This window comes from Streptococcus sp. 45 (assembly GCF_900108865.1).
In the GTDB taxonomy this organism is placed as follows: Bacteria; Bacillota; Bacilli; order Lactobacillales; family Streptococcaceae; genus Streptococcus; species Streptococcus ruminicola.
This window is the reverse complement of sequence record NZ_FNXZ01000007.1, coordinates 31,466-48,709: the sequence shown is the minus strand read 5'-3', so window position 1 is coordinate 48,709 and position 17,244 is coordinate 31,466. Positions and strand designations below refer to the sequence as shown.

General features: G+C 39.4%; 30 protein-coding genes and 1 rRNA gene. All 31 read right to left on the bottom strand.

Annotated elements, in window-relative coordinates:
- Positions 1-169, bottom strand: a 16S ribosomal RNA gene (locus tag BMX18_RS08840); the annotation flags it as partial.
- 1,029 nt (positions 170-1,198) lie between these two features.
- Complete coding sequence (rplQ, locus tag BMX18_RS08835; RefSeq protein WP_003067190.1) at positions 1,199-1,585, bottom strand: 50S ribosomal protein L17; 387 nt, start codon at positions 1,583-1,585, stop codon at positions 1,199-1,201.
- A 14-nt stretch (positions 1,586-1,599) separates the two neighbouring features.
- Positions 1,600-2,538 carry a DNA-directed RNA polymerase subunit alpha gene (locus BMX18_RS08830; protein ID WP_009853219.1) on the bottom strand — a complete coding sequence of 313 codons (939 nt, stop codon included), beginning with the start codon at positions 2,536-2,538 and terminating at the stop codon, positions 1,600-1,602.
- 48 nt (positions 2,539-2,586) lie between these two features.
- The gene (gene rpsK / locus BMX18_RS08825; RefSeq protein ID WP_003062885.1) at positions 2,587-2,970 is read right to left on the bottom strand and encodes a 30S ribosomal protein S11; all 384 of its coding nucleotides are present in this window, start codon (positions 2,968-2,970) and stop codon (positions 2,587-2,589) included.
- A gap of 17 nt (positions 2,971-2,987) precedes the next feature.
- Entirely contained in the window at positions 2,988-3,353 is a 366-nt protein-coding gene (gene rpsM / locus BMX18_RS08820; protein ID WP_006531334.1) for a 30S ribosomal protein S13, read from the bottom strand.
- A gap of 17 nt (positions 3,354-3,370) precedes the next feature.
- On the bottom strand, positions 3,371-3,487 hold the full coding sequence (gene rpmJ / locus BMX18_RS08815) for a 50S ribosomal protein L36 (RefSeq protein WP_002959355.1): 117 nt from the start codon (positions 3,485-3,487) through the stop codon (positions 3,371-3,373).
- Positions 3,488-3,512: 25 nt separating this feature from the next.
- Positions 3,513-3,731, bottom strand: a complete 219-nt coding sequence (infA, locus tag BMX18_RS08810; RefSeq protein ID WP_001040189.1) for a translation initiation factor IF-1 — start codon at positions 3,729-3,731, stop codon at positions 3,513-3,515.
- A 117-nt stretch (positions 3,732-3,848) separates the two neighbouring features.
- Complete coding sequence (locus BMX18_RS08805; RefSeq protein WP_074965567.1) at positions 3,849-4,505, bottom strand: adenylate kinase; 657 nt, start codon at positions 4,503-4,505, stop codon at positions 3,849-3,851.
- 96 nt (positions 4,506-4,601) lie between these two features.
- Positions 4,602-5,906, bottom strand: a complete 1,305-nt coding sequence (gene secY / locus BMX18_RS08800; RefSeq protein ID WP_039696042.1) for a preprotein translocase subunit SecY — start codon at positions 5,904-5,906, stop codon at positions 4,602-4,604.
- A 16-nt stretch (positions 5,907-5,922) separates the two neighbouring features.
- A complete protein-coding gene (gene rplO, locus BMX18_RS08795; RefSeq protein WP_003062876.1) occupies positions 5,923-6,363 on the bottom strand; it encodes a 50S ribosomal protein L15 in 441 nt (146 codons plus the stop codon).
- A 140-nt stretch (positions 6,364-6,503) separates the two neighbouring features.
- Positions 6,504-6,686: a 50S ribosomal protein L30 gene (gene rpmD / locus BMX18_RS08790; RefSeq protein ID WP_006531331.1), complete on the bottom strand. Its 183-nt coding sequence runs from the start codon at positions 6,684-6,686 to the stop codon at positions 6,504-6,506.
- A 14-nt stretch (positions 6,687-6,700) separates the two neighbouring features.
- Positions 6,701-7,195 (bottom strand): 30S ribosomal protein S5, encoded by a 495-nt coding sequence (gene rpsE, locus BMX18_RS08785; protein ID WP_003062871.1) that lies wholly within the window; start codon positions 7,193-7,195, stop codon positions 6,701-6,703.
- Between the two features lie 18 nt (positions 7,196-7,213).
- On the bottom strand, positions 7,214-7,570 hold the full coding sequence (gene rplR, locus BMX18_RS08780) for a 50S ribosomal protein L18 (protein WP_003001342.1): 357 nt from the start codon (positions 7,568-7,570) through the stop codon (positions 7,214-7,216).
- A 107-nt stretch (positions 7,571-7,677) separates the two neighbouring features.
- Positions 7,678-8,214, bottom strand: a complete 537-nt coding sequence (rplF, locus tag BMX18_RS08775) for a 50S ribosomal protein L6 (RefSeq protein ID WP_074965569.1) — start codon at positions 8,212-8,214, stop codon at positions 7,678-7,680.
- Positions 8,215-8,358: 144 nt separating this feature from the next.
- On the bottom strand, positions 8,359-8,757 hold the full coding sequence (rpsH, locus tag BMX18_RS08770; protein WP_006531328.1) for a 30S ribosomal protein S8: 399 nt from the start codon (positions 8,755-8,757) through the stop codon (positions 8,359-8,361).
- 175 nt (positions 8,758-8,932) lie between these two features.
- Positions 8,933-9,118 carry a type Z 30S ribosomal protein S14 gene (locus BMX18_RS08765; protein ID WP_003062863.1) on the bottom strand — a complete coding sequence of 62 codons (186 nt, stop codon included), beginning with the start codon at positions 9,116-9,118 and terminating at the stop codon, positions 8,933-8,935.
- A gap of 17 nt (positions 9,119-9,135) precedes the next feature.
- Positions 9,136-9,678, bottom strand: a complete 543-nt coding sequence (gene rplE, locus BMX18_RS08760; protein ID WP_006531327.1) for a 50S ribosomal protein L5 — start codon at positions 9,676-9,678, stop codon at positions 9,136-9,138.
- Positions 9,679-9,704: 26 nt separating this feature from the next.
- Complete coding sequence (rplX, locus tag BMX18_RS08755) at positions 9,705-10,010, bottom strand: 50S ribosomal protein L24 (RefSeq protein WP_003067218.1); 306 nt, start codon at positions 10,008-10,010, stop codon at positions 9,705-9,707.
- Between the two features lie 76 nt (positions 10,011-10,086).
- Positions 10,087-10,455, bottom strand: coding sequence for a 50S ribosomal protein L14 (gene rplN, locus BMX18_RS08750; protein WP_020916217.1), 369 nt, complete (start codon positions 10,453-10,455; stop codon positions 10,087-10,089).
- 24 nt (positions 10,456-10,479) lie between these two features.
- Positions 10,480-10,740 carry a 30S ribosomal protein S17 gene (gene rpsQ / locus BMX18_RS08745; RefSeq protein ID WP_002885836.1) on the bottom strand — a complete coding sequence of 87 codons (261 nt, stop codon included), beginning with the start codon at positions 10,738-10,740 and terminating at the stop codon, positions 10,480-10,482.
- A 27-nt stretch (positions 10,741-10,767) separates the two neighbouring features.
- On the bottom strand, positions 10,768-10,974 hold the full coding sequence (rpmC, locus tag BMX18_RS08740; RefSeq protein ID WP_003062854.1) for a 50S ribosomal protein L29: 207 nt from the start codon (positions 10,972-10,974) through the stop codon (positions 10,768-10,770).
- A 9-nt stretch (positions 10,975-10,983) separates the two neighbouring features.
- Complete coding sequence (rplP, locus tag BMX18_RS08735) at positions 10,984-11,397, bottom strand: 50S ribosomal protein L16 (RefSeq protein ID WP_003029477.1); 414 nt, start codon at positions 11,395-11,397, stop codon at positions 10,984-10,986.
- Positions 11,398-11,400: 3 nt separating this feature from the next.
- Positions 11,401-12,054, bottom strand: coding sequence for a 30S ribosomal protein S3 (rpsC, locus tag BMX18_RS08730; RefSeq protein ID WP_021141408.1), 654 nt, complete (start codon positions 12,052-12,054; stop codon positions 11,401-11,403).
- 12 nt (positions 12,055-12,066) lie between these two features.
- Entirely contained in the window at positions 12,067-12,411 is a 345-nt protein-coding gene (gene rplV / locus BMX18_RS08725) for a 50S ribosomal protein L22 (RefSeq protein ID WP_003062848.1), read from the bottom strand.
- Positions 12,412-12,426: 15 nt separating this feature from the next.
- On the bottom strand, positions 12,427-12,702 hold the full coding sequence (gene rpsS, locus BMX18_RS08720; protein WP_020916215.1) for a 30S ribosomal protein S19: 276 nt from the start codon (positions 12,700-12,702) through the stop codon (positions 12,427-12,429).
- A gap of 101 nt (positions 12,703-12,803) precedes the next feature.
- Positions 12,804-13,637 carry a 50S ribosomal protein L2 gene (gene rplB / locus BMX18_RS08715; RefSeq protein WP_039696045.1) on the bottom strand — a complete coding sequence of 278 codons (834 nt, stop codon included), beginning with the start codon at positions 13,635-13,637 and terminating at the stop codon, positions 12,804-12,806.
- A 17-nt stretch (positions 13,638-13,654) separates the two neighbouring features.
- Positions 13,655-13,951: a 50S ribosomal protein L23 gene (locus BMX18_RS08710; protein WP_003062842.1), complete on the bottom strand. Its 297-nt coding sequence runs from the start codon at positions 13,949-13,951 to the stop codon at positions 13,655-13,657.
- Positions 13,951-14,574, bottom strand: coding sequence for a 50S ribosomal protein L4 (rplD, locus tag BMX18_RS08705; protein WP_003067225.1), 624 nt, complete (start codon positions 14,572-14,574; stop codon positions 13,951-13,953). Before rplD ends, BMX18_RS08710 begins: the two co-directional genes overlap by 1 nt.
- 23 nt (positions 14,575-14,597) lie before the next feature.
- The gene (gene rplC / locus BMX18_RS08700; protein WP_003067226.1) at positions 14,598-15,224 is read right to left on the bottom strand and encodes a 50S ribosomal protein L3; all 627 of its coding nucleotides are present in this window, start codon (positions 15,222-15,224) and stop codon (positions 14,598-14,600) included.
- 109 nt (positions 15,225-15,333) lie between these two features.
- A complete protein-coding gene (gene rpsJ / locus BMX18_RS08695; protein WP_006531319.1) occupies positions 15,334-15,642 on the bottom strand; it encodes a 30S ribosomal protein S10 in 309 nt (102 codons plus the stop codon).
- A gap of 272 nt (positions 15,643-15,914) precedes the next feature.
- On the bottom strand, positions 15,915-17,213 hold the full coding sequence (locus BMX18_RS08685) for an MATE family efflux transporter (protein ID WP_093816062.1): 1,299 nt from the start codon (positions 17,211-17,213) through the stop codon (positions 15,915-15,917).
- Positions 17,214-17,244: the final 31 nt, after the last annotated feature.

Below are 17,244 nucleotides of genomic sequence, written 5' to 3'. Positions count from 1 at the left end.
AGCTATCGTTTCCAATAGTTATCCCCCGCTAGTAGGCAGGTTACCTACGCGTTACTCACCCGTTCGCAACTCTTCCAACTTTAGCAAGCTAAAGTCTTCAGCGTTCTACTTGCATGTATTAGGCACGCCGCCAGCGTTCGTCCTGAGCCAGGATCAAACTCTCATTTAATCTTGTTCTCATTCTGTCACTGACAGATTTATCGTTTTTGACAGGTTACTTCCGTAACCCGCACGTTTGGTTCGTATTGTTCAGTTTTCAAAGGTCTTTGTCTCACTCGAGACAACTTCTATATTCTATCAAATTTGAAACGCTTTGTCAACATCTTTTTCAAGAAATTTTCAAGTTTGTTTCAAACTTGTTGCCGCTGTCCTCTCAAACAACAGCTATATTAGTTTAGCATTTCTAGTGAACTTTGTCAAGAAGTTTTTTGAACTTTTTTCAAAGCCTTTTGAAATGTTTGCTGCCTCAAACAACAGCTTATTTAGTATACTAAACTTCATCTACACTGTCAACATGTTTTTTAAGTTTTTTTGATATTTTTTTGTAACAATGTCATAAAAACTGTCATATAAACTGAGTTTATGAGCTTCACCATTATAACTAAGCCGTTTTCATATTTTTTTCTGATAATAACAGCTTAGTTAGTTGACAATTTTTTTCAAAATAAAGAAATCGATGCTCGTTAGAATTTCCTTCCCAGTTAAAAAGATGACACTTCGATTATTCTCCATAAAATACCAAATAAGGTCTCTACAGGCTTCTCGCTTGGATTTTTACTCCCCCAACAGCGAAATTCATCCAAACCGCCCTCAGAGCGTCTCAGGAGCTTTTTAAGCGTTATTTGATACATCCTTGATAAAAATCCTATCTTTCCCGTATAAAGAGGGCATTTTTAGGTATAAACTCGCTATTATAAAGTCTATGCAAAAGATTCTTATTTCGATTGCATTAAATTATTGCTGAGTAGTATATGGTATTGGGTTCTATTATCCATAAATTGAAGGTAGTTGCAGTTTTTAAATAGAAAAACGCCTGCTTACGAAGTGTTTCTAATCTAGAGACATTTCGTAAACAAGCGTTACTCAATCACCAATATGATGAGTGTTCCCGCTGGGGAAAAATCCCCAGCGGTAGACCAGAGCTAGACTAAGAACCAAAAGGTTCCATCATCATAACACTCAACAAAATTGATAAAAATTATACTAATTCAATGATTGCCATTGGAGCAGCGTCACCACGGCGAGGTTCAGTTTTAAGAATACGAGTGTATCCACCGTTGCGTTCTGCATAGCGAGGTGCGATTTCATCGAAAAGTTTTTGAAGAGCTGTTTGTGAAGAGTATTTTTCAGTAGCTTCATCAAAGTTTTCAGATGCAATTTCATTACGTACGAAAGCAGCAGCTTGACGACGTGCATGAAGGTCACCACGTTTACCTAAAGTAATCATTTTTTCAACTGTTTTACGGATTTCTTTAGCACGAGCTTCAGTTGTTACAATAGATTCGTTAATCAAAAGATCTGTTGTCAAATCACGAAGCATTGCTTTACGTTGTGAGCTAGTGCGTCCTAGTTTACGGTAAGCCATTTTATCCTCCTATATTATTTATCGTTTTTGAGTCCGAGTCCAAGATCAGCAAGTTTAACTTTGACTTCTTCAAGGCTCTTACGACCAAGGTTACGGACTTTCATCATTTCAGGCTCAGTTTTTTCTGTCAAATCAAATACAGTGTTGATACCTGCACGTTTAAGACAGTTATATGAGCGGACTGACAAATCAAGTTCTTCGATAGTACGGTCAAGCACTTTTTCATCGTTAACTTTTTCAGTTTCTTTCATTACGTCAGTGTTTTTAGCCACCTCTGTAAGGTCAGTAAACAGATTCAAGTGTTCAATCAAAACGCGTGCTGATAGACCTAAAGCATCTTCAGGAATGATTGTGCCATTTGTCATGATTTCGATTGTTAATTTATCAAAGCCGTCATTGCTACCTACACGAGCAGGTTCAACTTGATAATTAACTTTTTTCACTGGTGTGTAGATAGAGTCTACAGCCAATGTTCCCACTGGAGCATCTTCTTTTTTATTACCTTCGGCTGGAACGTAACCACGTTTTTTAGCAACAGTCATTGTTGCTTTCAAACTGTGTCCTTCAGCGATTGTAAAGAGATAGTGGTCTGGGTTGACGATTTCAACATCACTATCAGTTAAAATATCCCCGGCAGTAACTTCTGCTGGACCTTCAACGTCAAGTTCGATAATTTTTTCATCATCAACATAAGATTTTACTGCAAGTCCTTTAATATTAAGGATAATTTGCATAACATCTTCGCGTACACCTGGAATAGTGTCAAATTCGTGGAGTACTCCATCAATTTTAATTGATGTTACTGCCGCACCTGGGAGTGAAGACAAGAGTACACGACGAAGAGAATTACCTAGAGTTGTACCGTATCCACGTTCAAGTGGTTCGATAACAAATCTGCCGTAATCTTTATTTTCATCAATTTTTGTTATTATTGGTTTTTCAAACTCAATCATTTATTATACTCCCTCGAAACGAATCTTGTGTACTATTAACAATTATGATTACACACGACGACGTTTTGGAGGACGAGCACCATTGTGTGGCACAGGAGTAACGTCACGGATTGAAGTCACTTCAAGACCAGCAGCAGCAAGAGCACGAATAGCAGACTCACGACCTGAACCAGGACCTTTTACAGTAACTTCAACAGTTTTAAGACCATGTTCTTGTGCAGATTTAGCAGCAGCTTCAGCAGCCATTTGTGCAGCGAATGGAGTAGATTTACGAGAACCTTTGAATCCAAGAGCACCAGCTGATGACCAAGCAATTGCATTACCATGCACATCTGTAATCATAACAATAGTGTTATTGAATGTAGCGTGAATATGAGCAACACCAGATTCGATGTTCTTTTTCACACGACGTTTACGTGTTGGTTTAGCCAATTTTTTTACCTCCTATTTTATTTTTTCTTACCTGCAATCGCAACAGCTTTACCTTTACGAGTGCGAGCGTTATTTTTAGTGTTTTGACCACGGACAGGAAGTCCACGACGGTGACGGATACCACGGTATGAACCAATTTCCATCAAGCGTTTGATGTTCATGTTCACTTCACGACGAAGGTCACCTTCAACTTTAATTGCATCAACTTCACGACGGATAGCATCTTCTTGGTCTGATGTTAAATCTTTAACACGGATGTCTTCAGAAATACCAGCAGCTGCTAAGATTTTCTTAGAAGTTGCAAGACCGATACCATATACATAAGTAAGTGAAATTACTACACGTTTTTCATTTGGAATATCAACTCCAGCAATACGAGCCATTTTTTCTCCTTTCTATATTATCCTTGACGTTGTTTGTGTTTTGGATTTGATGGACAAATTACCATAACACGACCGTTACGACGAATTACTTTACAGTATTCGCAAATTGGTTTGACTGATGGTCTTACCTTCATTTTTTAATCCCTCCAATTATTTCGATTATTTAAAGCGGTATGTGATACGTCCACGTGTTAAATCGTAAGGACTCATTTCAACAGTAACACGGTCACCTACCAAAATACGAATGTAGTTTTTACGGATTTTTCCTGATACAGTTGCCAAGATTTGGTGTCCATTTTCTAATTCAACAGTAAACATAGCGTTAGGCATCGTCTCAACAACTTTACCTTCAATTTCAATCACATCTTCTTTTGCCACGCAAAAGTACCCCCTAAATTTCGATTTGATGTCCTCTGAGCACAGAGGTAACAATTATAAGCCAGACTAGCCTATTATATCACGACTCTTCTACTTGTGCAAGTAGAAACTCTTAAATTATTTTAATGATGAGATTGCTTTTTCAATGTCAGCAAATACATCATCGATGTCTTGGTTACCTTGGATATCGAAAACAATACCAGCTTTACGATAGTGTTCGATGATTGGTGCACCTTGAGCGATGTTAACATCAAGACGACGTTTTACAGTTTCAGGTTTGTCATCTTCACGTTGGTAGAATTCATGTCCGCCACATGCATCACAAGTTCCTTCAACTTTTGTTGGATTGAATACTTTGTGGTATGTTGCTCCACAAGAACGGCAAATAAAGCGGCCAGATAAGCGTTCAATCAAGCTGTCTGGATTAACATCAATGTTAATAACACCGTCTAATTTAAGATCCAAATTTTTAAGTGTTTCATCCAAAGCATGTGCTTGTTCGATAGTACGTGGGTAACCATCAAGCAAGAAACCTTTTTCAGCGATATCAGCTTGTGCCAAACGTTCTTTAACAATACCGTTAGTTACTTCGTCAGGTACAAGTTCACCTTTATCGATGAATGATTTAGCAAGAACACCCATTTCAGTTTTATTTGCCATTGCAGCACGGAACATATCTCCGGTAGAAATGTGTGCAACGCCGAATTCTTCAACGATTTTTGCTGCTTGAGTCCCTTTACCAGCCCCTGGTAAACCCATGATTAAAAGATTCATGATACTCTCCTTATTTTATTTTTAAATAAATTTAACACCGAAGTGCTAAACTTATTCAAAAACAAAATAGAAAGGTTGACTAGGTCAACCTATATTCTATTCTGCTGTGTTCATGAAACCAACATACTGTCTCTTCAAGAGATAACCTTCAAGTTGTTTCATTCCTTCAATACCTGTTGAAATCAAGATAAGAAGACTTGTTCCTCCAAGAGCAATACTGCTAGATAAGTTCATTGCTTGTTGTGCAATAATTGGTGTTAATGAAATAAACGCCAAGAAAATTGAACCTACAGTAGCTAATTTCTTCAACAATGAAGAAAGATATTCTTCTGTTTCGCGTCCAGGTCGAACACTAGGAATATATGACGCACCTTTTTGCAAGTTTTCTGCTGTTTTTTCAGGATTAACTTGAACAAAAGTATAGAAGAATGAGAATAAAATAATTAGTACTGCGTAAATTACCATTCCGATCGGTGTTTGGTAATTCAAATATGATTCTAGAGTTGTAAGCCAAGGAATATCATGTCCATTTGAAATCAACGGAATAATCGTACTTGGAATCGTTGTAATCGAGCTGGCAAAGATAACGGGAATGACGCCAGCCGGATTAATTTTTAAAGGAAGATAAGAACTTGTTGGTGCACCTTGAACCAATTTTGTATATTGGATTGGAATTTTGTATTCTGCTTGTTGGACAAAGGTTGTAAAGAACACAATTGCCAATACAGCTACAATCAACAAAGCTACAAAGATGTATGAAGATATTAAATCACTTGAACGAACGTTAACAAAGAAATCTTCGTAGATTGTTGAAATAGCATTTGGAATTGATGAAATGATACCCGCAAAGATAATCATTGAAACACCATTTCCGAAACCTTTGTCGGTGATTTGTTCACCAAGCCATGTCACAATCATACTACCTGTTGTGAGCAAGGCACCAATCAGGATATAAGTTTTCACATTCGGTGTAGAAACCAATGAGATACTTGATAAAGTATTAAATCCTGCTGTAATCCCGATAGATTGAATGAAGGCTAAGACAAGTGAAATGTAGCGAGTCGCTTGATTTAACTTACGACGTCCAACTTCACCTTGTTTACTCCACTCAACAAATTTAGGCAAAATATCCATTTGTAACAGTTGAACAATGATAGATGCTGTGATATACGGGCTAACACCCATTGAGAATACAGAGAAGTTGCTCATAGCATTACCAGAGACAAGGTTCAACATGTTTAGAAAGGGAAGTTCACCTAATTGATCAAGACTCTTAGCGTTGATACCTGGCACAGTAATATGTGTTCCAACGCGGAAAACAAAGATGATAAAAAGTGTAAAGAAAATTTTATTTCTAACATTTTTTACCTTAAGTGCATCTTTAAGTAATTTAAAGAACATACCGAGTCCTCCTTAATTAGATGACTTCGATTGAACCACCTTTTGCAGTGATAGCTGCTTCAGCAGATTTTGAGAATTTAGCTGCTTTAACAGTCAATTTTTTAGTCAATTCGCCGTTACCAAGAACTTTAACGCCTGATTTTTCAGCACGAATGATTCCAGCTTCTTTAAGAACAACTGGAGTTACTTCTGTACCATCTTCGAAAACGTTAAGTTGGTCAAGGTTTACAAGAGCGTATTCTTTAGCGTTAACGTTCAAGAAACCACGTTTTGGCATACGACGGAACAATGGAGTTTGTCCACCTTCAAAACCAAGACGTACTTTACCACCGCTACGAGCTTTTTGACCTTTTTGACCGCGTCCTGCAGTTTTACCGTTACCAGATGATGTACCACGACCTACACGGTTACGTACTTTACGAGAACCTTCAGCAGGTTTAAGTTCATGAAGTTTCATTATTAATTTCTCCTTTTTTGTAAAATGCTAGCGCCTCTATGAGGGGAAAGGACTCCCCATAGAAACTCGCCTATACTATATCTAGTTTAAGTCGCAAGAGAATCCCTTGCGACTTAAACCTAAAATTTATTTAATGTTAATTATTTAACATCTTCAACAGTTACCAAGTGTGAAACTGAAGTAACCATTCCACGGATAGCTGGAGTGTCTTCTTTGACAACTGAGCTATGTAATTTACCAAGTCCAAGAGCAGCAACTGTTTTACGTTGTGCAGGAATGCGTCCGATTGGAGACTTAGTCAAAGTAATTTTAATTTGAGCCATTATTATCCCCTTTCTTATGCTAAATCAGAAACTGAAACACCGCGAAGAGCAGCAACGTCTTCTGCACGTTTAAGTTGTTTCAAACCTTCAACAGTTGCACGAACAATGTTGATTGGAGTGTTTGAACCAAGTGATTTAGATGTAACATCTGCAACACCGGCCAATTCGATGACGGCACGAACAGCACCACCAGCAGCGACCCCAGCACCTTCTACAGCAGGTTTCAACAATACTTTAGCTCCACCAAATTCTGAACGAACTTCGTGAGGAATTGTTGTACCAACCATAGGTACTTCGATCAAGTTTTTCTTAGCGTCTTCAACAGCTTTACGAATAGCTTCTGGTACTTCTTGAGCTTTACCAGTACCGAAACCAACACGACCATTACGGTCACCAACAACTACAAGAGCTGCAAAACGAAGACGACGTCCACCTTTAACAACTTTTGTAACACGGTTGATCGCAACAACGCGTTCTTCAAGTTCAACTGCATTATCTTTAAATGCCATTATTTAGTGTCCTCCCTATTAGAATTTCAATCCGTTTTCACGAGCTGAGTCAGCCAAAGCTTTAACACGTCCGTGATAGAGATATCCACCGCGGTCAAACACCACTTCAGAAATACCTTTAGCTACTGCGCGTTCAGCAACAAGTTTACCGACAACAACGGCTTGTTCTGTTTTAGTTCCTTTAGAAACTTCTTTATCAAGAGTTGATGCACTTGCGAGCGTTACACCCGCTACGTCATCAATAACTTGAGCGTAGATGCCTGTATTAGAACGGAAAACGTTCAAACGTGGGCGATCAGCAGTTCCAGAGAGTTTACCGCGAACGCGACGGTGGCGTTTTTGGCGGATTTTGTTTTTATCTGGTTTCGAAATCACAATTTTCACCTCTTAATTAATTGATTAATGTCAAAACGACATTGTTTTTATAAATGTTAGCATATGAGTTCTGCGAGAAAAAATCTCGCAAGACATCCCATAAACTATTATTTACCTGTTTTACCTTCTTTACGACGTACGTATTCACCAACGTAACGGATACCTTTACCTTTGTAAGGTTCTGGAGCACGAAGGCTACGGATGTAAGCAGCTGTTTGACCAACAACTTCTTTGCTGATACCGTTAACGATGATTGAAGTTGCAGATGGTACTTCAAATGAAATTCCTTCTGGAGCTTCTACTTCGTCTTGGTGAGATTTACCTACAGAAAGTACAAGTTTTGAACCTTGAAGTTGTGCACGGTAACCAACCCCGCGCATTTCAAGTTCTTTTTTGAAACCTTCAGAAACACCAATTACCATGTTGTTCAAGTTAGCACGAGCTGTACCATGGATTGTTTTCATTTCTTTTGAGTCGTTTGGACGGTGAAGTGAAACTTCAGTTCCTTCAACTTTGATTTCAATGTTTTTGTTAAACTCACGAGTGAGTTCGCCTTTAGGTCCTTTAACAGTTACTACGTTGTTGTTGTTAGTAACTTCTACACCAGCAGGCAAGTTGATAACTTTATTACCAATACGTGACATAGTTTTATTTTTCTCCTGTTAAATTGTCAGGCCGCATAAAGCGACGAGTTTTCACGGGGCGACTAATACACAAATTTGTGCTTAATAGTCCATTAGATGGTTAAGTAAGATTTCCTCTCCATAAATGGAGAGATGAAAAACTTCTTACCAAACGTAAGCAATAACTTCTCCACCAACGTTCTTTTGACGAGCTTCTTTGTCAGTCAAAAGACCTTCTGATGTAGAGATGATTGCAATTCCAAGTCCGTTAAGAACTTTAGGAACATCTTCACGTTTTGCGTAAACACGAAGACCTGGTTTTGAGATACGTTTCAAGTTAGTGATAACACGTTCACCGTTTTGTCCGTATTTAAGGAATACACGGATGATACCTTGTTTGTCATCTTCGATAACTTCAACGTTTTTCACGAAACCTTCGCGTTTAAGGATTTCAGCAATACCTTTTTTGATGTTTGATGCAGGTACTTCAAGCACTTCGTGTTTTGCTTGGTTAGCATTACGAATGCGTGTCAAAAAGTCTGCAATTGGGTCAGTCATAACCATTTATATATTCTCCTCTTACTAGTAGTTTGAATTGTTCACTTGCTAGTTAATGTCGCCCGAAGGCTTAATTAAATTCAAGTTTATCACTTGAACCCCATCATGAACCACGCCAAATAGAAAATTGAATAACAATTTACTAAATGGCTTGTCCAATCAGGTTTCTTATATCATCGACTTACCAAGAAGCTTTGGTAACGCCTGGGATTTGTCCTTTGTAAGCTAACTCACGGAAGCAAACACGGCAAAGTTTGAATTTGCGGTAAACTGAGTGTGGACGGCCACAACGTTCGCAACGAGTGTAAGCTTGCGTAGAGAATTTCGCAGGGCGATGATTCTTAGCAATCATAGATTTTTTAGCCAATTGATTTACCTCCTAAATTATTTTGCAAAAGGCATTCCAAGGCCTTTAAGCAATTCACGACCTTCTTCGTCAGTGTTAGCAGTAGTTACGATAACGATATCGAGACCACGTACTTTATCAACGTCATCAAAGTTGATTTCTGGGAAGATCAATTGTTCTTTCACACCAAGTGTGTAGTTACCACGTCCGTCAAATGATTTTGTTGGAACACCGTGGAAGTCACGAACACGTGGAAGTGAAACTGTTACCAATTTATCTAAGAATTCGTACATACGTTCACCACGAAGGGTAACTTTTGCACCGATCGCTACACCTTCACGAAGACGGAAGCCAGCGATTGATTTCTTAGCTTTAGTAATCAATGGTTTTTGACCTGAAATAAGTGCCAATTCAGCAGCAGCTTTTTCAAGGTTTTTAGCGTTATTTACAGCATCACCAACACCCATGTTAAGAACGATTTTCTCAACTTTTGGGACAGCCATAACTGAAGAATAATTGAATTTTTCAGTCAAAGCAGAAACAACTTCGTTAGTGTATTTTTCTTTTAAGCGATTTGCCATTATATACTTTCTCCTTTCCTTCGTGATTAATCAAGCACTTCGCCTGATTTTTTGTTGTAACGAACTTTTTTGCCGTCTACAACTTTGTAACCAACACGTCCTGCAACACCATTTTTGTCAAGAACTTGAACGTTAGACACATGGATTGGTGCTTCTTTTTCCACGATAGCACCTTGAGGGTTTACGTTGTTTGGTTTTTGATGTTTTTTAACAATAGCAACACCTTCAACAACAACTTTGTTGACTTTAGGAAGGGCTTTAAGAACTACAGCTTCAACGCCTTTGTCCTTACCAGCAATAACGCGAACTTTATCGCCTTTTTTTACAAACATTTGGTTTTTCTCCTATTATTTCTTACGCCCTAATGGGCACCCTGCAAAAGCAGGGGACTTAGTTTGTGTTTATGAATTAAAGTACTTCTGGTGCAAGTGAAACGATCTTCATGAAGCCACCTTCACGCAATTCACGTGCAACAGGGCCGAAGATACGAGTTCCGCGAGGAGTTTTGTCATCACGGATGATTACAGCAGCGTTGTCGTCAAATTTGATGTATGAACCGTCTGGACGGCGTGCACCAGTTTTAGTACGAACAACTACAGCTTTTACGACATCACCTTTTTTAACAGCTCCACCAGGAGTAGCTTGTTTTACAGAAGCAACGATTACGTCACCGATGTTAGCGAATTTACGTCCTGAACCACCAAGAACTTTGATAGTCAAGATCTCACGAGCACCGCTATTATCAGCAACTTTCAAGCGAGTTTCTTGTTGAATCATTTCAAATTTCTCCTTTTAGTTTGATTAGATAATAACAGCTTCTTCCACAACTTCTACAAGACGGAAGCGTTTTGTAGCTGAAAGTGGACGAGTTTCCATGATACGAACGATATCGCCTTCTTTAGCAACGTTGTTTTCATCATGTGCTTTGTATTTTTTAGAATAGTTGATACGTTTACCATAGACTGGGTGGTTACGTTTAGTTTCAACTACAACAGTGATTGTTTTATCCATTTTGTCAGATACTACGCGTCCAACAAGGGTTTTACGTTGATTACGTTCCATTATTAGAATTTCTCCTTTCCCAATCTATTATTTCTTTTCAGATTGCACTGTTTTAACACGTGCAATTTGTTTTTTAACTTCGTTCAAACGAGCAGTTTGATCAAGTTGACCTGCTGCAGCTTGGAAACGAAGATCAAAAAGTTCTTTCTTAAGTTCGTTTTCTTTCTTAGCAAGTTCTTCTTGAGAAAGACCACGAAGCTCTTTAACAAAATCTTTAATTTCTTGAAGTTTCATGATTTCTCCTTATTCTGCTTCACGTTTCACGAATTTAGTCTTAACTGGCAATTTGTGGCTAGCAAGACGAAGTGCTTCACGTGCAACTTCTTCAGGTACACCAGCGATTTCGAACATAACTTTACCACGTTTAACCGGTGCTACCCAACCTTCAGGTGCCCCTTTACCAGAACCCATACGTACACCGATAGCTTTAGCAGTGTATGATTTGTGTGGGAAGATTTTAATCCAAACTTTACCACCACGTTTCATGTAACGAGTCATTGCGATACGGGCAGCTTCGATTTGACGGTTTGTGATCCAGTGGCTAGTAGTAGCTTGAAGACCGTATTCACCGAATGCGACTTCTTTACCACCTTTAGCTTCACCGCGCATTTTTCCACGGAATTCGCGACGGTGTTTAACACGTTTAGGTACTAACATTTGTTATTTGCCTCCTTTAGTGTTTTTACGAGCTGGAAGAACTTCACCACGGTAGATCCAAACTTTAACACCAAGTTTACCGTAAGTAGTGTCAGCTTCTTCCCAAGCGTAGTCGATATCTGCACGAAGTGTGTGAAGTGGAACAGTTCCTTCTGAGTAACCTTCAGCACGAGCGATATCAGCACCGTTCAAACGACCAGATACTTGAGTTTTAATACCTTTAGCACCTGCACGCATTGTACGTTGGATAGCTTGTTTTTGAGCACGACGGAAAGCAACACGTTGTTCAAGTTGACGTGCAATGTTTTCACCAACAAGGTGAGCGTCCAAATCAGGTTGTTTGATTTCAACGATGTTGATGTGAACTTGTTTTCCTGTCAATTTGTTAAGTTTAACGCGAAGAGCGTCAACGTTAGCTCCACCTTTACCGATAACCATACCTGGTTTAGCAGTGTGAAGTGAAACAATTACTTTGTTTACAGCACGTTCAATTTCAATACGTGAAACTGAAGCGTCTGCCAATTCTGTTTGGATGAATTTGCGGATTGCAAGATCTTCATGAAGGTAATCCGCGTATTCTTTTTCAGCATACCATTTCGCATCCCAATCACGGATGATTCCGACACGCATACCAATTGGATGTACTTTTTGACCCACGATTTTACCTCCTTATTTTTCTGACACAACTACTGTTACGTGAGTTGTGCGTTTGTTGATTGGTGAAGCTGAACCTTTAGCACGTGGACGGAAACGTTTCATAGTTGGTCCTTCGTTTGCGAAAGTTTCAGATACTACCAAGTTAGCTTTTTCCAAACCAAAGTTGTTTTCTGCGTTAGCGATAGCAGAGTTAAGAACTTTTTCAACTACACGAGCTGCTTTGTTTGGAGTGAATTTCAAGATTGCGATTGCGTCAGCAACGTTCTTACCACGGATAAGATCAAGTACAAGACGTGTTTTACGAGGTGAAACACGGACTGTACGAGCCATTGCTTTAGCTGAAGTAATTTCTGCCATTGTGTCCTCCTCTTATTAACGTGTTTTCTTATCGTCAGCAGCGTGACCTTTGTAAGTACGAGTTGGTGCGAATTCACCAAGTTTGTGACCTACCATGTCTTCTTGAATGTAAACTGGTACGTGTTTACGTCCATCATAAACTGCGATTGTATATCCGATGAAACTTGGGAAAATCGTTGAACGACGTGACCAAGTTTTAATTACTTTTTTCTTTTCGTCGTTTGCTTGAGCTTCAACTTTTTTCATCAAATGCTCATCGACGAAAGGTCCTTTTTTAAGACTACGTCCCATTTTGTAGTTTTCTCCTTTAAATTATAGTACCACAGCGGCCTGTGTGCATAAATGCACACTACCGAGCTGGCGGATGATTAATAAGCTAAGCGACTAATAAATTATTTGTCGTTACGACGACGAATAATAAGTTTGTCTGATTGAGCTTTTTTGTTACGAGTTTTAAGACCAAGCGCAGGTTTACCCCAAGGAGTAGATGGCGCTTTACGTCCAACTGGTGCTTTACCTTCACCACCACCGTGTGGGTGATCATTAGGGTTCATTACAGAACCACGAACTGTAGGACGGACACCCATCCAACGGCTGCGACCAGCTTTACCAAGGTTAACAAGGACTTGTTGTTCGTTACCAACTGTACCGATTGTAGCACGGCAAGTTCCAAGAATCATACGAACTTCGCCTGATTGAAGACGAACAAGAACGTATTTACCTTCTTGACCAAGAACTTGTGCAGATGCACCAGCAGCACGGATCAATTCAGCACCTTTACCTGGTTGAAGTTCGATGTTGTGAATAACTGTACCAACAGGGATGTTAGCAAGTGGAAGTGCGTTACCAACTTTGATATCTGCATCTGGACCTGAAACGATACGTTGACCAACTTCAAGACCTTTAGGTGCAAGGATGTAAGCTTTCACACCATCAGTGTAGTGTACAAGAGCGATGTTTGCTGTACGGTTTGGATCGTACTCGATAGTTTTAACAACTGCTTCAACGCCATCTTTGTTACGTTTGAAGTCGATCAAACGGTAGTGACGTTTGTGACCGCCACCTTGGTGACGAACAGTGATGCGACCGTTGTTGTTACGACCAGCTTTGTTTTTAAGTGAAACAAGCAATGATTTCTCAGGAGTGCTTGTAGTGATTTCAGCAAAATCCAAAGAAGTCATATTACGACGACCATTTGTCGTTGGTTTATAAGCTTTAATACCCACGTTATTTCCTCCTTAGATTATTCAGCTTCAGCTGCAAACAACTCGATTGCTTTAGAATCAGCTGTAAGAGTGATGATAGCTTTTTTAGTTTTTGAAGTGAAACCAGTGTAACGACCAACACGTTTAGCTTTTGGTTTAACTGTTACAGTGTTCACGTTTGCAACTTTAACTCCATCAAAAGCAGCTTCAACAGCTTGTTTGATCAAAAGTTTGTGCGCACGAGAGTCAACTTCAAATGTATATTTACCTGCTTCGAGGTCGTACATTGATTTTTCAGTGATAACTGGTTTTTTGATTACGTCGTACAAATTCATTATGCAAGAACCTCCTCGATTGTAGAGATTGCTTCTTTAGTAACAAGAAGTTTGTCGCTGTTTACGATATCAAGAACACTTGCAGTTGTTGCAGTTGCAACTTTAACGTTTGGAAGGTTACGTGCAGAAAGTGCTGCAAATTCATTACCTTCTTCAAGGATTACAAGTACTTTTGAGTCAACGTTAAGAGCTGAAAGTACGTTTGCGAATTCAGCAGTTTTTGGAGCTGCAAATGAAAGGCTTTCTACAGCTACAAATTTTTCTTCAGCAACTTTAGCTGAGTAAACTGATTTCAATGCAAGGCGACGAACTTTTTGTGGAAGTTTGTATCCGTATGAACGTGGAGTTGGTCCGAAGACTACACCACCACCACGCCATTGTGGTGAGCGGATAGAACCTTGACGAGCGCGTCCAGTTCCTTTTTGACGCCATGGTTTACGACCACCACCAGATACTGCTGAGCGGTTTTTAACTGCGTGAGTACCTTGGCGAAGGCTAGCGCGTTGGCTGATAACAACATCAAACACTACTGATTCGTTTGGTTCGATACCGAAGATAGCGTCGTTCAATTCAACTGAGCTAACTTCTTTACCAGTTTGGTCAAATAGTTTTACGTTTGCCATTTTAACTGTTTTCTCCTTTCTTATTATTTAGCAGCCTTAACTGCTGATTTGATAGTGATAAGAGATTTCTTAGCACCTGGTACGTTACCTTTGATAAGGATAACGTTTTTCTCTGGGATAACTTGGACAACTTCAAGGTTTTGGATTGTCACACGGTTACCACCCATACGTCCTGCCAAGTGTTTGTTTTTGAAAACACGGTTAGGCGCAACAGGTCCCATAGAACCTGGACGACGGTGATAACGAGAACCGTGAGCCATTGGTCCACGAGCTTGACCATGGCGTTTGATAACACCTTGGAAACCTTTACCTTTAGATGTACCAGTTACATCAACAACATCTCCAGCTTCGAATGTATCAACTGTGATTTCTTGACCAACTTCCAAGCCTTCAATGTTTTTGAATTCACGAATGAAGCGCTTAGGAGCTGTGTTAGCTTTTGCTACATGGCCTTTGGCAGGTTTGTTGCTCAATACTTCACGTTTGTCGTCAAAACCAACTTGAACAGCTTCATAACCGTCTGTTTCAACAGTTTTCACTTGAAGCACAACGTTTGGAGTTGCTTCGATGACAGTAACAGGGATGAATTCACCAGATTCAGTGAAGATTTGAGTCATTCCCACTTTTTTCCCTAAGATTCCTTTTGTCATGAGAAAATATTTCCTTTACTTTATTTATTTAAAAAGTTTTTAATGAGCGTTTTTTATGCTCAAAAAAGTTTTTAACGAGCGTTTTTTGTGCTCAAGAATCAAATCCTTATTAAAGTTTGATTTCTACGTTAACACCACTTGGAAGATCCAATTTCATCAAAGCGTCAACTGTTTTTTGAGTTGGGTTGATGATATCGATCAAGCGTTTGTGAGTACGCATTTCAAATTGTTCGCGAGAATCTTTGTATTTGTGAGTCGCACGAATAATTGTGTACAAGCTACGTTCAGTTGGAAGTGGAACTGGTCCAGCTACTGAAGCACCTGTACGTGTTGCAGTTTCAACAATTTTTTCTGCCGCTGTGTCAAGTGTACGATGTTCGTATGCTTTCAAACGGATACGGATTTTTTTGTTTGCCATCTTTTTCTCCTTTTCGTCTATTTAAGATAATAGGCTAGCTCCTCAAGAAAACCAACACGTCTTTGCGTGGCAATGCAACCGAGCGTGTCGCAACCTCTTGTATCATAGCTAAAGTCACTGTATTAACAGCACCAGTATATAATATCAGATTTAACAGTGGTTTGCAAGGATTTTGCTCCCTTTTTTTCGATTTTTTAGAAGAAAATGTTTTCAGCTTATTCTTTTATTTTTCACAACAAAAAAACCAGACTTTCGTCTGGCTAAAAATCCTGTTATTTAATAGTAGATTTTTGAAAATAATTCATATGTTTTCTGTAAAGAATATATAGAAAAATCCAACGGAAAATATTATCTGCCACGGTCGCTAACCACACTCCAGTTAGACCTAAGTGCAGACTCACACCAAGCACGTAACCCGAAATAATTCGAATAATCCACATTCCAAATGTCGTTGCATAAAACGGGAGTTTTGCATTTCCTAACCCTTGCCAAGCTGCCGTAAATATCAAGGTTCCCGCTGTTGCCGGCCCACCAACGAACGAATAAAACAAAACAACAAGGCTAGCATCTAGAGCAGCTTGATTAGAGGTAAACAAGTGCGTTAAGTAACCTCCAGAAAAGTAAATCGTAGCTCCAACAAGAAGCATAAGAGCAACAGAAATTAGATAGGATTCCTTAATCAATTGCTTGATTTCTTGGATATTCTTCTGCCCGAGGCTATGCGCCACAAGGATTACTGTAGCCGTAGCCATCCCCATCCCTGGCATGTAATTAAATTGTGTCAACGTTTCTCCAATAGCGTTACCAGCTACCACTTCCGTTCCAAACTTAACGATAATTGCCACAATAACCACATCACCTGCGCGCATCATTAAGCGCTCACCAGCAGCTGGCAAAGCAATTTTAATTAAATCACTATCCAGTGTCCACCGGATGTTTTTGATAATCTTTTTAATCGGTAACTGACTGGCTAGCAACAGCGTTCCAACCAAGCGTGCCAGAACTGTTGAACAAGCCACACCAACAATCCCCCAATGCAGAATAAATACCGCTACAGCTGACAAACCTGCATTTAAGACATTGGTCAGCAAACTGATATACATTGGTAGTTGTGGTTTTCCCAAAGCCCGTAAAAAAGCACTCAAGGTCGTCATCAGCCCTAAACTAACAATCAAACCACCGACAATCGAAAGATAAAGACCGCCAGCTTGCGTGACTGCCGCATCTGTCCCAAGCCAAGTTAGAATCGTTTTCCCAAAGCCAAGAGAAACTAGACCAAGAACTAAACTCAATCCAAGAGTAATCAATAAAGACTCAGATTGATAGTGAAGTGATTTTTGAGCGTTCTTTTCCCCAAGACTTTTGGCAACTAGACTTGAGACCGCCGCACCAAGAGCAATGAAAATCGCTTGATAAATGGTAATAATATTATTAGCTACAGAGACCCCAGAGACAGCAATTAAACCAACTTGTGCAACAAGATAGTTATCTACTACCCCCATAAGCATCTGCAAAAGATTTTCCATCATGGCCGGAAAAGCCAATCGAATAATTTTCTTTGTTTGTTTCATGATTCTATCGTAACAAAAAAAAAAGAAAAGC

Excerpts from the sequence above, each read along its gene's own strand:
- rplQ (WP_003067190.1), bottom strand. The coding sequence starts at position 1,585 with ATGGCTTACCGTAAACTAGGACGCACTAGCTCACAACGTAAAGCAATG.
- BMX18_RS08830 (WP_009853219.1), bottom strand. The coding sequence starts at position 2,538 with ATGATTGAGTTTGAAAAACCAATAATAACAAAAATTGATGAAAATAAA.
- rpsM (WP_006531334.1), bottom strand. The coding sequence starts at position 3,353 with ATGGCTCGTATTGCTGGAGTTGATATTCCAAATGAAAAACGTGTAGTA.
- rpmJ (WP_002959355.1), bottom strand. The coding sequence starts at position 3,487 with ATGAAGGTAAGACCATCAGTCAAACCAATTTGCGAATACTGTAAAGTA.
- BMX18_RS08805 (WP_074965567.1), bottom strand. The coding sequence starts at position 4,505 with ATGAATCTTTTAATCATGGGTTTACCAGGGGCTGGTAAAGGGACTCAA.
- secY (WP_039696042.1), bottom strand. The coding sequence starts at position 5,906 with ATGTTCTTTAAATTACTTAAAGATGCACTTAAGGTAAAAAATGTTAGA.
- rplO (WP_003062876.1), bottom strand. The coding sequence starts at position 6,363 with ATGAAACTTCATGAACTTAAACCTGCTGAAGGTTCTCGTAAAGTACGT.
- rpmD (WP_006531331.1), bottom strand. The coding sequence starts at position 6,686 with ATGGCTCAAATTAAAATTACTTTGACTAAGTCTCCAATCGGACGCATT.
- rpsE (WP_003062871.1), bottom strand. The coding sequence starts at position 7,195 with ATGGCATTTAAAGATAATGCAGTTGAACTTGAAGAACGCGTTGTTGCG.
- rplF (WP_074965569.1), bottom strand. The coding sequence starts at position 8,214 with ATGTCACGTATTGGTAATAAAGTTATCAACTTGCCTGCTGGTGTAGAA.
- rpsH (WP_006531328.1), bottom strand. The coding sequence starts at position 8,757 with ATGGTTATGACTGACCCAATTGCAGACTTTTTGACACGCATTCGTAAT.
- rplE (WP_006531327.1), bottom strand. The coding sequence starts at position 9,678 with ATGGCAAATCGCTTAAAAGAAAAATACACTAACGAAGTTGTTTCTGCT.
- rplX (WP_003067218.1), bottom strand. The coding sequence starts at position 10,010 with ATGTTTGTAAAAAAAGGCGATAAAGTTCGCGTTATTGCTGGTAAGGAC.
- rplN (WP_020916217.1), bottom strand. The coding sequence starts at position 10,455 with ATGATTCAACAAGAAACTCGCTTGAAAGTTGCTGATAATAGCGGTGCT.
- rpsQ (WP_002885836.1), bottom strand. The coding sequence starts at position 10,740 with ATGGAACGTAATCAACGTAAAACCCTTGTTGGACGCGTAGTATCTGAC.
- rpmC (WP_003062854.1), bottom strand. The coding sequence starts at position 10,974 with ATGAAACTTCAAGAAATTAAAGATTTTGTTAAAGAGCTTCGTGGTCTT.
- rplP (WP_003029477.1), bottom strand. The coding sequence starts at position 11,397 with ATGTTAGTACCTAAACGTGTTAAACACCGTCGCGAATTCCGTGGAAAA.
- rplV (WP_003062848.1), bottom strand. The coding sequence starts at position 12,411 with ATGGCAGAAATTACTTCAGCTAAAGCAATGGCTCGTACAGTCCGTGTT.
- rpsS (WP_020916215.1), bottom strand. The coding sequence starts at position 12,702 with ATGGGACGTAGTCTTAAAAAAGGACCTTTCGTCGATGAGCATTTGATG.
- BMX18_RS08710 (WP_003062842.1), bottom strand. The coding sequence starts at position 13,951 with ATGAATTTGTACGACGTAATCAAAAAACCAGTTATCACTGAAAAATCA.
- rplD (WP_003067225.1), bottom strand. The coding sequence starts at position 14,574 with ATGGCAAACGTAAAACTATTTGACCAAACTGGTAAAGAAGTTAGCTCA.
- rplC (WP_003067226.1), bottom strand. The coding sequence starts at position 15,224 with ATGACAAAAGGAATCTTAGGGAAAAAAGTGGGAATGACTCAAATCTTC.
- rpsJ (WP_006531319.1), bottom strand. The coding sequence starts at position 15,642 with ATGGCAAACAAAAAAATCCGTATCCGTTTGAAAGCATACGAACATCGT.
- BMX18_RS08685 (WP_093816062.1), bottom strand. The coding sequence starts at position 17,213 with ATGAAACAAACAAAGAAAATTATTCGATTGGCTTTTCCGGCCATGATG.